At 70.9% G+C, this 14164-nt stretch carries 6 protein-coding genes; all 6 read left to right on the forward strand.

From position 1 onward, the window contains the following. The first annotated feature begins 28 nt into the window (after positions 1 to 28). The 6 genes from FCL41_RS05150 (at position 29) to FCL41_RS05175 (ending at position 14164) form a co-directional block, all read left to right on the forward strand. Positions 29 to 1069: an ATP-binding cassette domain-containing protein gene (locus FCL41_RS05150; protein ID WP_137066377.1), complete on the forward strand. Its 1041-nt coding sequence runs from the start codon at positions 29 to 31 to the stop codon at positions 1067 to 1069. Further along, positions 1066 to 1917, forward strand: coding sequence for an ABC transporter permease (locus tag FCL41_RS05155; RefSeq protein WP_137066379.1), 852 nt, complete (start codon positions 1066 to 1068; stop codon positions 1915 to 1917). The genes FCL41_RS05150 and FCL41_RS05155 overlap by 4 nt, the downstream gene beginning before the upstream one ends. Before the next feature lie 4 nt (positions 1918 to 1921). Beyond that, a complete protein-coding gene (locus tag FCL41_RS05160) occupies positions 1922 to 2500 on the forward strand; it encodes a hypothetical protein (RefSeq protein ID WP_212723162.1) in 579 nt (192 codons plus the stop codon). Between the two features lie 14 nt (positions 2501 to 2514). Further along, a complete protein-coding gene (locus tag FCL41_RS05165; RefSeq protein WP_137066381.1) occupies positions 2515 to 3537 on the forward strand; it encodes an LLM class flavin-dependent oxidoreductase in 1023 nt (340 codons plus the stop codon). Positions 3538 to 3619: 82 nt separating this feature from the next. Next, the gene (gene ilvD / locus FCL41_RS05170; protein ID WP_137066383.1) at positions 3620 to 5302 is read left to right on the forward strand and encodes a dihydroxy-acid dehydratase; all 1683 of its coding nucleotides are present in this window, start codon (positions 3620 to 3622) and stop codon (positions 5300 to 5302) included. A 129-nt stretch (positions 5303 to 5431) separates the two neighbouring features. Beyond that, positions 5432 to 14164, forward strand: coding sequence for a cadherin domain-containing protein (locus FCL41_RS05175; RefSeq protein WP_137066385.1), 8733 nt, complete (start codon positions 5432 to 5434; stop codon positions 14162 to 14164).

A 14164-nucleotide genomic window follows, 5' to 3' on the forward strand; every position in this document is an offset into this window, starting at 1 on the left:
GACGTGCCCCTGGTGAATGGGGAGAGAGATGACGAGTCCGAGGACCGACGAGCCGGCGATCGAGGCCATCGACCTGGTCAAGCACTACGGCGAGACCGTGGCCGTGGACGGGGTCAGCTTCAGCGTGCCGCGCGGCACCGTGATGGGGCTCCTGGGGCCCAACGGTGCCGGCAAGACGACCACCGTGCGGATGATGACCACCCTGACCAGGCCCACGAGTGGCACGGCCAGGGTCGCCGGTCACGACGTGGTCGCCGATCCGGACGGGGTACGCCGGTCGATGGGCCTGACGGGCCAGACCGCGACCGTCGACGAGCTGCTCACCGGCACGGAGAACATCGAGCTCGTCGGGCGGCTGTACGGGCTCGACAGGGCGACCGTACGCCGGATCTCGGCCGATCTCCTCGAGCGCTTCTCGCTCTCCGACGCCGCGCGGCGCGTCGTGAAGACCTACTCCGGTGGCATGCGCCGACGCCTCGACCTGGCGGTGAGCCTGGTGGCCACCCCGCCGGTCCTCTTCCTCGACGAGCCCACCACCGGGCTCGACCCTCGTAGCCGCGTGGAGCTGTGGGACGTGCTGCGGGGCCTGGTCGACGACGGGACCACGTTGCTGCTGACGACGCAGTACCTCGAGGAGGCCGATCAGCTGGCCGACGAGATCGTGGTGATCGACCACGGCGGGATCATCGCCCAGGGGACTCCGCTCCAGCTCAAGGACGCCTCCGGTCGCGCGGCGCTGGTCGTCACCGTCTCGCGCGCCGAGGACCTGGCGCACGCCGAGCAGGTGCTGCGCACGGTGGGGAGCGAGGTGCACGTCGAGCAGGCCTCGCGTCGGTTGACGTCTCCGGCCCAGGGCCTGGGTGACGTGACCGCGGTCGCGGCCGCCTTCGAGCACAGCGGCATCGAGCTCGACGACCTCGGCCTGCAACGTCCGAGCCTCGACGACGTCTTCCTGCACCTGACCGGCCGCCGCGCCGAGGACGAGCTCGGCGACCGGGCTGACCAGGACGGAATGGGTGGCCAGGACGGACGGACCGAGGAAGAGACGCACGTGGAGGCACGACGATGACGGCCCAGACGCAGACACAGACGCGCACCCTCGAACGGCCGACCATCCGGCCCACCTCACTGGTCCGACAGTCGTGGGCGATCACGCGCCGCAACCTGATCCACATCCGACGGATGCCGGAGATGCTGCTCGACGTCACGCTCCAACCCGTGATGTTCGTGCTGCTCTTCGCCTACGTGTTCGGGGGAGCCATCGCCGTCCAGGGCGCCGCCGACGGCTACCGCGAGTGGCTGTTGGGCGGGATCATGGGCCAGACGATGGCCTTCGCCTCCTTCATCGTCGCCGTGGGCCTGACCGCCGACATCGACAAGGGCATCGTCGACCGGATGCGCTCGCTGCCGATCCACCTGGCCGCGGTGCTGGTGGGTCGCAGCCTGTCGAGCCTCGTGCACTCCTCGCTCGGCATCGTGGTCATGAGCCTGACGGGTCTCGTGGTCGGGTGGCGGATCCGAGGGTCGTTCCTCGACGCCGTGCTTGCCTACGGACTGCTCGTGCTGTGGGCCTTCGCGATGATCTGGATCGGCATCCTGGTCGGGTCGACGATGCGTTCGGTGGAGGCGGTCAACGGCGTCATGTTCACCGTGATGTTTCCGCTGACGTTCCTCTCCAACGCCTTCGCGCCGACCGAGCGGATGCCGGAGGTCCTGCGAGTCTTCGCGGAGTGGAACCCGATCTCCTCACTGGTCCAGGGGGTGCGCGAGCTCTGGGGCAACACTGCCCCGGCCGGCCCGGACGCCGCCCTCCCGCTGCAGCACCCGGTGCTCTCGACGGTGATCTGGTGCTTCGGGTTGACCGTCGTGCTGGCGCCGCTGGCCCTGGGCGCCTTCCGCCGGCGTACGCGCGACTGACGCCATGGCGAGCACCGGGTCGCAGGCGGACCACGCGACGTCGCTGGAGACCGAGCTGCACGCCCACGGGCCTCTGGCCCCGGAGCTGGCCACCTTCGCCCAGTTCATCGGAGCCTGGGACCTCGCCTGGAGCCGACCGGGCGACCCCGACGCCCCCACCGGGGTGCGTGGACGCCTGGTCTTCGGCCCGGTCCTGGGAGGACGGGCGGTCCAGGACGTCTGGACGGTCCCGTCCACGAGCCCGCCGCAGCCCGGTCACGGGTTCTGCGGATCCACGATCCGTTTCTTCGATCCGCAGATCGGCGCGTGGCGCTCCACGTGGGTCGAGCCCGTCAACGGATGGGTCCGGACGTTCATCGGTCGCGAGGTCGGCGGCGAGATCCACCTGGTGAGCCTCGAGGAGCCGCCGCTGCTGCGCTGGCGCTTCACCGAGATCACGCAGGAGCGTTTCGTCTGGCTGGGGGAGTACTCCGACGACGAGGCCCGCACGTGGCGGCTGGAGGAGCGCATGGTCGCCCAGCGGACCACGGGGCGTGAGGTCGCGACGAACGTGAGGTCCTCCGGGAATGAACCCAGTGATTGATGGTTGAACCAGTCATGAAGAAGCTGGGATTCCTCAACTTCGGACACTGGTCCGACTCGCCGCACTCGCAGGTGCGCTCTGCCGCCGACACCCTGCTCCAGTCGATCGACCTCGCGGTCGCGACCGAGGAGCTGGGAGGTGACGGTGCCTACTTCCGGGTGCACCACTTCGCCCGGCAGCTCGCCTCGCCCTTCCCGCTGCTCGCGGCGATCGGGGCGAAGACCGAGCGCATCGAGATCGGCACGGGCGTCATCGACATGCGCTACGAGAACCCCATGTACATGGCGGAGGACGCCGGAGCCGCCGACCTGATCTCGGGTGGCCGGCTCCAGCTCGGCATCAGCCGGGGATCACCGGAGCAGGTCGTCGACGGCTGGCGCTACTTCGGCTACGCCCCCGCCGAGGGGGAGGACCACGCCGCGATGGCGCGTCGCCACACGGAGGTCTTCCTCGAGGTGCTCAAGGGGGAGGGGTTCGCCCAGCCCAACCCGCGGCCGATGTTCCCCAACCCGCCCGGCCTGCTCCGGGTCGAGCCGCACTCGCCCGGCCTGCGCGAGCGCATCTGGTGGGGTGCCGCCTCGGAGGCGACGGTCCGCTGGACCGCGCGCATGGGGATGAACCTGATGAGCTCCACGCTGGTGGCCGACGAGACCGGCGAGCCCTTCCACGTGCAGCAGCGCCGCCAGATCGAGGCCTTCCGTGAGGAGTGGGCCGCCGCGGGCCACGACTGGGAGCCGCGGGTCTCGGTGAGCCGCTCGATCATGCCGATCACCACCGACCTCGATCGGGCCTACTTCGGCGGTGACGCCAACAGCCGTGACCAGGTCGGGCAGATCGAGCCGCAGCTGCGGGCGGTCTTCGGGCGCTCGTACGCCGCGGAGCCCGACGTGCTCGTCGAGCAGCTCGCCCAGGACGAGGCGCTCCAGCTCGCCGACACCGTGCTGCTGACCGTGCCCAACCAGCTCGGCGTCGACTACAACGCCCACCTCCTGGAGTCGCTGATCACCCAGGTCGCCCCCGGGCTCGGCTGGCGCTGAACCGGCGGTCCGGTGCCCACTGCCCACGAGGGGGTGGGCACCGGGCCGGGGGTCCGCGCGCGCGCGGACTACCATCGCTCCCATGAGCGACGCCCCCGACATCAAGCCCCGGTCCCGCGACGTCACGGACGGCATCGAGAAGGCCGCCGCCCGCGGCATGCTCCGCGCAGTCGGCATGGGTGACGACGACTTTGCCAAGCCGCAGATCGGCGTGGCGTCGTCGTGGAACGAGATCACCCCCTGCAACCTCTCGCTCGACCGGCTCGCGAAGGCCGTGAAGAACGGCGTGCACGCCGCCGGCGGCTTCCCGCTGGAGTTCGGCACCATCTCCGTCTCCGACGGCATCTCGATGGGCCACGACGGCATGCACTACTCGCTGGTCTCGCGCGAGGTCATCGCCGACTCCGTCGAGGTCGTCATGAGCGCCGAGCGCCTCGACGGCTCGGTGCTGCTGGCCGGCTGCGACAAGTCGCTGCCCGGCATGCTGATGGCCGCGGCCCGCCTCGACCTCTCCAGCGTCTTCCTCTACGCCGGCTCCACGATGCCGGGCAACGTGGACGGCAAGGACGTCACCATCATCGACGCCTTCGAGGCCGTCGGTGCCTGCCTGGCCGGCAAGATCACCGAGGACGAGGTCAAGCGCGTCGAGAAGGCGATCTGCCCCGGCGAGGGCGCCTGCGGCGGCATGTACACCGCCAACACGATGGCCTCCATCGGTGAGGCGCTCGGCATGAGCCTGCCCGGCTCGGCCGCGCCGCCGGCCGTCGACCGTCGCCGCGACGGCTTCGCCCACCGCTCCGGCGAGGCTGTCGTCAACCTGCTCAAGCACGGCATCACCGCGCGCCAGATCATGACGCGTGAGGCCTTCGAGAACGCCATCGCGATCACCATGGCGCTCGGCGGCTCGACCAACGCGGTCCTGCACCTGCTGGCGATCGCCCGCGAGGCGGACGTCGACCTCGAGCTCGCCGACTTCAACCGGATCGGCGACAAGGTCCCGCACCTCGCGGACATGAAGCCCTTCGGCAAGTACGTGATGACCGACGTCGACAAGATCGGCGGCATCCCGGTCGTCATGAAGGCGCTGCTCGACGCGGGCCTCATGCACGGCGACGTGCTCACGGTGACCGGCAAGACCATGGCGGAGAACCTCGAGGCCCTCAACCCGAAGAGCGTCGACGGCTCCGTCATCCACGCCGTCTCCCAGCCGATCCACAAGACCGGCGGCATCACCGTCCTGGAGGGCACGCTGGCTCCCGAGGGCGCCGTGATCAAGTCGGCCGGCTTCGACGCCGAGGTCGTCACGGCCACCGCCCGGGTCTTCGACCGCGAGCGCGAGGCCCTGGACGCCCTGGCCGAGGGCCGGATCGTCTCCGGCGACGCCGTGATCATCCGTTACGAGGGGCCCTCCGGTGGTCCGGGCATGCGCGAGATGCTGGCCATCACCGGCGCGATCAAGGGTGCCGGCCTGGGCAAGGACACCCTGCTCATCACCGACGGACGCTTCTCCGGCGGCACGACCGGTCCCTGCATCGGCCACGTCGCCCCCGAGGCGTCGCACGGTGGTCCGATCGCGTTCGTCCGGGACGGCGACCAGATCACCCTGGACATCCCGAACCGCACCCTGGAGCTCCACGTCGACGCCGACGAGCTCGAGGCCCGCAAGCAGGGCTGGGAGCCCAAGCCGCCTAAGTTCACCCACGGCGTCCTGGGCAAGTACTCCAAGCTCGTGCAGTCGGCCAGCAAGGGCGCCGTCACGTCCTGAGGTCCCCGCTGGACCGAATCCAAAATTTTACCTTCTGAGAGGCCCGTTCCGGGGACGCCCGGGCGGGCCTCTTGGCATGCTCCGCCCGGGGGGTTTGTCTCATCTCGTTGACAGAAGGTCACTTCACGCATGCCTGAGCATCGCTCGTCCTCGTCCAGCCAGCACCGTCTCGCACCCCTGGTGCTGGTCGCGATGCTCCTCTCGGCCTTCGCGGTCGTGCCGACCCCCGGGGTCGAGGCTGCCGTCCCGGTCGTCGAGAGCAGCGTGGCCCTCGACCCGCGACCCGCGTACGGCCCGGGCCGCCTCAAGAACGCGACACCGATGACGCAGGGCTGCATCGTGAAGGGGTCGCGCGTGGTCAAGCACCTCAAGAAGGGCGCGAAGTGCGCCCCCGGCAGCACCAAGGTCGAGTTCAAGGTCAAGAACCCCACCCAGCTCTGCCTCATGCCTCGCGGCGTCCTCAAGTCCTTCAGGTCCTTCCGTACCTGTGACGCCCGCGGCGGCTTCAGCCAGCGCGGCCTGGCCAACAACAAGACCCTCTTCTGCGCCGTCCCCGGCAAGCAGGTGCGGTGGGCGCCGAAGCCCAAGAAGTGCGTACGCCCCGAGAGGTCGTGGACGCTGCGCAACCACCACCCCGTCTCGCTCACCCTGGGCGGGGGAGTCATCGACGAGAACGCGGGCAAGGACGCCGTCGTCGGCACCCTGAACACCGTCGACATCGACCCCGGTGACATCCAGCGCTACAGCCTGGTCGCCGGAGCCGGCTCCACCCACAACTCGCTCTTCCGGATCGCCGACGGCCGACTGCTCGCGCGGGCCGACCTCGACCACGAGGCGGGCGACCTCCTCAGGGTCCGCGTGCTGGTCCGCGACTTCCGCCGCGGCAGGTTGGTCCGCCCCTTCACGGTGACCGTGGCCGACGTCAACGAGGCCCCCCGCGACCTCGCCCTCGACGGCACCGAGGTGGCGGAGAACGCCCCTGTGGGCACCCGCGTCGGCACCCTCAGCGCCTCCGACCCGGACCGCGGCGACGCGCTGACCTACGCGCTCGACGGATCAGCCCTCGACAACGCCGACTTCGAGGTCGACGGCAACCGCCTCCTCACCGCGGTCTCGTTCGACCACGAGGTCACCCCGCAGCGCTCCGTCCGCCTGGTGGTGACCGACCGCGCAAGCCTGACCGAGACCCAGGACGTCACCATCGACGTCACCGACGTCAACGAGGCCCCCACCTCCGTCGCGCTGAGCCGCGACATCGTGGTCGAGAACGCGGCGGCCGACACGCTCGTCGGCGCCTTCGAGGTCACCGACCCCGACGCCGGTGCGCCCTACACGTTCCGGATCCTGCCCGGCGCCGACGGTGACGACTTCGGGGTCCGCGGCGACCAGCTCGTCAGCAGCCGCCCGCTCGACCACGAGGAGAAGGACACCCGGACCGTTCGCGTCGAGGTGACCGACTCCGAGGGCGTCACCCTCGCCGGCTCGGTCCGCGTCCACGTCATCGACGTCAACGAGGCCCCCACCGCCCTGGCCACCGACGGTGACACCGTCGAGGAGAACGCTCCCGCAGGCACCTTGGTCTCGACGCTCACGGGCACCGACCCCGACCGCGGCGACACGCTCGCGTACGCCCTGACCACCGGCGCCGGCGACGGCGGCAACTCCTTCTTCGAGGTCGTCGACGACGAGCTCCGGGTCAAGCGACCGCTCGACCACGAGGCAGCCGCCACCCGCAGCGTGCGGCTCGCGGTCACCGATGCCGGCGGACTCACCTTCGAGCGCACCCTGACCGTCACGGTCGATGACGTCAACGAGGCTCCGACGGGCCTGCGGATCAGCAAGGACGACGTCAACGAGAACGTGCCTCTCGGCACCGTCGTCGGTCGGCTGGACGCCGACGACGAGGATGCCGACGACACCCAGACCTTCACCCTCGTGGCCGGGACCGGCGACGCCGACAACTCCTTCTTCGCCGTCGACGGCGCCACGCTGGTGACGGCGCGTGCCCTCGACCACGAGGCCGCTGAGACCCGCAGCGTCCGCCTGCGGGTCACCGACTCCGCCGGTGCAGCCGCCGAACGGGCCGTCACGATCACGGTCAACGACCTCAACGATGGCCCGCGCGACCTCGCCCTCGACCGCGACGAGGTGGAGGAGAACTCCGCCGTCGGCACCGTCGTCGGCCGGTTCTCCGCCAGCGACGAGGACGACGCCGACGCACTGACGTACGCCCTCGTGGCGGGCGCCGGCGACGGCGGCAACGGTCGCTTCGACATCGACGGTGACGAGCTGGTGGTCAAGGCGTCCCTCGACCACGAGACCGCCGCTTCCCACAGCATCCGCGTGCGGGTCGCCGACGGTGCGGGGGAGCAGGTCGCTCGCACCTTCACCGTCACCGTGCTCGACGTCAACGAGGCGCCGACCGCCCTGGCGCTCGACCACGACGAGATCGACGAGAACGTCACCGGCACGGTCGGCGAGCTGTCGGCCGCCGACGTGGACGCCGGCGACGCGCTGACGTTCGCGCTGGTCGGGGGCGCGGGGGACACCCACAACGCCGACTTCGAGGTCGTCGGTGACGAGCTGCGTACGAAGGCGGGCCTGGACTTCGAGGCGGGCGCGACGCGCTCAGTGCGGGTCGAGGTCAGCGACCGAGGCGGCCTGACGTCCACGAAGGTCCTCGAGGTCACGGTCAACGACGTCAACGAGGCTCCCGGCCTCCCGGCGCTGGACAACGACGACGTCGACGAGAACGCTGTCGACGCGCTCGTCGGCACGTTGTCGGCCGTCGACCCCGACGCCCGTACGACGCTCGACTTCAGCCTCGTCGCCGGCGCGGGCGACGCCGACAACGGCCTCTTCGCCGTGGTCGGTGACGAGCTGCGCACCCGCGGCGGACTCGACTTCGAGGCAGCCGGCACGCGCAGCGTGCGGGTCCTGGTCAGCGACGGCACGCTCACCGCGTCGCGGCAGCTCACCGTCACGGTCAACGACCGCAACGATGCCCCGACCGGCATCGCCCTCACCCCGAGCACGGTCGACGAGAACGCCGCCGACACCGTCGTGGGCGCGCTGGGCGCCGACGACCAGGACGGCGACACGCTGACCTGGACCTTGGTCAGCGGTGCCGGCGATGCCGACAACGCGGCCTTCGTGGTCGACGGCGACGAGCTGAAGACCCGCGCCGGGCTCGACTTCGAGGCCGGGGCGGAGCGCGCCGTGCGCGTCGAGGCCCACGACGGCACCGTCAGGGTCGAGCGAGCGCTCACCGTCACCGTCGACGACGTCAACGAGGTCCCCTCCCTGGTCACCCTGGACTCGCTCACCGTCGCCGAGGACACGGCCGACGCGCGCGTCGGCGGACTCGCGGCGGACGACCCCGACGGTGACCCGCTGACCTACACCTTCGTGACTGGTGCGGGCGACGCCGACAACAACAACCTCTTCACGATCAGCAACGGCACGCTGCGGACGAAGGCAGGCGGCGTCGACTTCGAGGCCAAGGCGACGCGTTCCGTGCGCATCGCTGCCTCGGACGGATCGCTGACCGGCGCCGGCACCTCGTTCACGGTCTCCGTCGTCGACCGCAACGACGCCCCGACGGCGATCACGCTGGACCCGACCCGGATCCGTCTGGACGCCGAGGTCGGCGACGTCGTCGGCACCCTGGCCGCCGCCGACGTCGACGCGACGAAGGCGCACGCCTTCACCGACGTCTCGGTCGCGGGCACCCACTCCGGCCACGGCCTCTTCACCATCGACGGTGACGAGGTCAAGGTCGCCCGCTCGCTCACCGGTCTCTCGACCGGCTCGGTCGACCTCCGCGTGCGCGTCGACGACGCCTGGGCCGCTGACCGTACGCAGGACGCCTCGCTCATCCGCACGGTGCGCATCGACCTGCTCAGCGCCCGTTCCGTCGCGCTCGACTCCATGACGGTCGACGAGAACGCCCCCGCGGGCACCCGCGTCGGTGCGCTCACCTACACCGACCCGATGACCGCCGGGCCGTACACGTTCGTCCTCGTCCCGGGGGCTCGCGACAACGACGACTTCCAGGTCACCGCCGGCAACGAGCTGCGTACGCTCTCGGTGCTGGACCACGAGTCCACCCCGACCCGCACCGTCGAGGTGCAGGTCTTCGCCGGTGGGTCGGCCCTCTTCGCCGCCGCCCTGGACGTGACCGTGGCCGACGTCAACGAGGCGCCCGTCGGCCTCGCGCTGTCGTCGACGACGGTCGCGGAGAACGTGGTCGACGCCAGCGTCGGCACGCTGTCGGCCAGCGACCCCGACGCGGGCGCGTTCCTCACGTACGCCCTCGTGGCGGGGGCAGGGGACACGCACAACGCCCAGTTCGCCATCGCCGGCTCCACGCTGCGTACGGTCGGCGCCCTCGACTTCGAGGCCGGCCCGACCCGCCAGGTGCGTGTCGCCGTCAGTGACGGCACCTTGACCCAGGAGCGCACGTTCACCGTCGTGCTGCTGGACCGCAACGACGCGCCCACGGCGATCGCCCTCAGTGACGCCACCGTGCTCGACTCGGCCGCTCCCGGTGACGCGGTCGGCACGCTCTCCGCGACCGACGTGGACGCCACCAAGCCCCACGCCTTCACAGAGGTGCCCGGTGGCAACCACAGCGGCCTGCTGACCGTGGCCGGCGGTCAGGTCCGCGTGGCCGGCGACCTGCTCGGCGTCTCCGGTGACAAGACCGTCAAGGTCCGCGTCACCGACACCTGGGGCGGCGTGACGCACACGTACGAGCAGCTGCTCACCGTGACGGTGAGCCAGGACAGCCGCGGCACGCTCGCACTCTCCGGTGACTCGATCGCGGAGAACTCGCCCAGCGGGACCGCGGTGGGTGAGCTGGTGTTCAGCGGTGTCGGCGCCGGCCCGTACACCTACCAGGTGGTCGCGCCCGCGGACTTCGCCGTGGCGGGCTCGACGGTGCGCTCCGCCCGCACCTTCGACCACGAGACCCGCGACGAGTACGTCGTCCAGGTCCGGGTGACCGATGCCGGCGGCCGGCAGTGGTTGCGGGAGGTGACGGTCGAGATCACCGACGTCAACGAGCCGCCGTTCTACAGTCATGGCAGCAACCAGTCGCTCGAGGGCGTCTCCAACGGCATCAGGCCCGAGGCTGTCGACCCCGAGGGCACCCCCCTGACGTGGACCTTCGAGACCTGCGACGGTTTCGTGGACGACAACGCGCGTTTCACGCTCGATGCCACGACTGGCGAGGCAATCTTCTCGCCGGGCCTCGACTTCGAGGACCCCACCCGCAACGAGATGCGGTTGTGCCTCGGCTTCACCGACGGGGTCCACCTGGTCAAGCACTCGTGGACGCTGGCGGCGATCGACGTCAACGAGCCGACCACCGACATCACCTTGTCCAGCACGGTCGTCGACCCTGCGGTGGCCGTCGGCACCGTGGTCGGCACCCTGACCGCGGTCGACCCCGACGCCCGCAAGCCCGCCATCACCGACGTCTCGACCACCGAGTCGGGAGCTGGGTACTTCACCGTCGTGGGCGACGAGCTGCGGGTCGCTCGCGACCTGAGCACTCTCGGCGTCTTCGAGCTCCAGGTCACGCTGCTGGCCGCCGACAGCTGGACCACCGGCCCAGGCCCGGCGGTTGCGCAGAGCTACCGCAAGACCTTGACCATCCAGCTCAAGCAGCCGCTAGACCTGTCGGCCCCCGACGGCTCCGTCAATGAGAACCAGTCCGCCGGGACGCGCGTCAGCACCCTGGTCGCCAGCGGCGGCACGGCGCCCCACACCTACGCCCTCGACGGCGCGGGGGAGGACAACGCGCTCTTCCAGGTCGTCGGCAACGAGTTGCAGACCAAGCGAGCCCTCGACTTCGAGGTCGACGGCTCCACGCTGACGGCCCGGGTGGCGGTGACCGACGCCGACGGCGACACCGTCTCGCGCACCGTCGAGATCGTTGTGGGCGACGTCAACGAGCAGTCGCTGTGGTTCACGATGCCCACGCCCACAACGGTCTACGCCGACGCGCCGGTGGGCAACGGGCTCGGGTACATCTCCGTCAGCGACCCGGATGCGCGCAAGCCAGAGCTCAGCGTGACCGGGATCAACGCGCTCTACTTCCGGTTCGACGGTGAGCAGCTGGTCGTCGCCGACGACCTCAGCGCGCTCCCGCCTGGCGTCCGGACCATCCCGTTCAAGGCCCACGACACGTGGGGCACGCCGCCGGTCAGCCAGGAGCTCTCGGGCAGCTACAGCGTCCAGGTGGTGGCCACGCCCACCCTCGACGCTCCTGACGGCGCGATCGCGGAGGGCCTCCCGGCCGGCACGAGGGTCTCCACCCTGACCGCAGCCGGTGGCAGGACGCCCTACACCTATGCCCTCGACGGCACGAGTGTCAACGGCAGCGACAACGACCTGTTCGCGGTCGTCGGCAACGAGGTGCAGACCAGGGGGCCGCTGGACTTCGACACCCAGCCCAGCCTCACGGTCAAGGTCAAGGTCACCGACGCCTGGGGACGGGTCGTACGACGCACCGTCACCGTCACCGTCACCGACGTCGTGTACGGCCCCGTCACCACCTCCGACACGGTCACCGGCGTCGTCGGCAACACCCGCAAGGTCGTGAGCGACTCGGTGCTGGCCAACGACACCGACCCCGAGGACAAGGTCGGGCCGCAGGACTCGCTCAGCGCCGTGGCGGGCACCCTGACCACCACTCGCGGTGGCACGGTGACGATGGCTTCCGACGGCACCTTCACCTACGACCCGAAGGCGGGCGACCGGGCGCTCACCGACACGGTCGTCTACACCGTGCGCAGCAGCGCCTCAGGCCTGACCTCCACGGCGACGCTGAGCCTGGAGATCGGTCAGCGGCTCGTCTGGTACGTCGACGACAGCGCCAGCGCTGGCGGCAACGGCACGTCGCAGTCGTACTTCAACGCCATCGCCTCCGTGCCCCAGGTGCCGGCTGGCCACGCCGCGGACGAGGTCTACCTCGCCGACGGCACCTACGGCGCGGTGACCATCAACCGCGGTCGTACGCTGCGCGGCGCCCAGGCCGGGTTGCCCGGGCTCATCGCGGCGGTGCCCTCGGACCTCGCCCAGATCTCCGTCAGCGGCAGCACCACCGCCGTGGTCATCGACGGGGGAGGCACCGTCGAAGGCGTACGCGTGCGTGCGGTCAACGGGGCCGCGGTGAGCATCCGCAACTCGGGCGCGGTCACCGTCACCTCCGCCAGCCGGATCGAGGGTGCGAGCGTCGGCGTCGAGGTCCAGGGCACGGCCACTGGCCTCAGCGGGGACCTCGTCCTCGCAGCTCCGATCACCATGTCGGCCGGTGAGGCGTTGAAGGCCACCGCGCGCAGCGGTGGATCACTCACTGTCGACGGCGAGATCACCGGCGGGTCCGTGACCCTCGCGCAGCTCGGTGGACCGGTCACGTTCAACCGTGACGTCACCGGGCCGTCGGTCAGTCTGAACGGCAACTCCGGGGTGACCACGTTCGCCGGGAGGGTCACCCTCAACCGCGCGGGCGGTCAGCCTGCGCTCACTGCCACCGGCGGGGGGACCCTCACCATGGGAGCGGCGGGCAACACGGTCCGCGGGCCGGTCAACGTCGACTCAGTGACGATCGGCGCCGGCGGCCTCAAGCTCGACTCCCTCAACGTCCCGTCGACCGTCACGGGCTACGGCCTGCGGCTGCGGGGCGTCCAAGGACAACCCGTCGTCGTGCAGGGCACAGGAACCGCCGGGAGCGGCGGCACCCTCACCGCGGCCACCCCCGTGGTCACCGACGGTCGGGTCTCGCTCGAGCTCAACCGGGTCAACCTGGTCAGCACCGGGCAGCGGGGCATCCACGCCACCGGCCTCGCCGGGCCGCTGAAGGTCCTCAGCTCGACGGTGACCGGCGCCACCGGTGACGCCGTGCTGGTGACCGGCGCCGCCGAGGGGGCCGACCTGCAGCTCCGTTCGTCGACCGTGAGCGGCGCCGGAGACTCAGGCGTCGTGGTCACGGCCACGTCGGGCAACGCGTCCGTCCTGGTCGACTCCAGCACCGTCACGGGCTCCGGCACCACCGGCAGCGCGCGCGACGGCGTACGCGTCGAGTCGCTCGGCTCCGCACAGGTCGTGACGACCGTGACCGGGTCGACGTTCGCCGACAACAAGGGCGACCAGGTCCAGGTCGTGGGGCGCGGCAGCGGGACGTCGCGAGCGACGATCACCGGCAACACCCTCGCCCGCACCGGCAGCACCGGATCAGGACAGGGCATCGTCGTCAACGGCGGCGGGTCGGCATGGCGCGGAGCCAAGCTGCTCTTCGACGTCTCCGGCAACCAGATCCAGCGGGTCGACGGGGCAGGCATCGTCCTCACCGCCAACGGGCCCACGGACCTGCCGCCCTCGGGCGCGGTCCTGGAGGGTCGTGCCATCAACAACACCTTCGGCTCCGGGGGAGCGTGTGCCGGTGCCCCCGCCGTGCTGGTGGACGCCGAGGGCAGCGTCACCGTGACGGCGCTGGTCTCCGGCAACACCGGCTCGGCCTGTGGCCTGCCGTTCCGGGCCATCGGCGCACGCGGCGGCAGCGTCCTCAACCTCACCGCGGTCTCCAACGCCCTGACGGGGACGGGCGCCGCCGAGGTCAGGAGCGGTGTGGCCGGCGTCCCCACGTCCGGAACCACCTGCTTCGACGCCCGAGCCAACCAGGGTGGCATCGATCTCAGTGCGGTGGGCGGCGCCCTGGCATTGCCCGGGTTCGGGGGCGACTGGACGTCCTCGGGGGTCTCGAGCTACCTGGCCTATCGCAACGGCATGTCCATCATCCGGGCGCTCACGGCCGCCCGGACCGTGACCGACGCCTGCGTCCAGCCCGTCCTCTGA

It is taken from the genome of Nocardioides jishulii, from assembly GCF_006007965.1.
GTDB lineage: Bacteria > Actinomycetota > Actinomycetes > Propionibacteriales > Nocardioidaceae > Nocardioides > Nocardioides jishulii.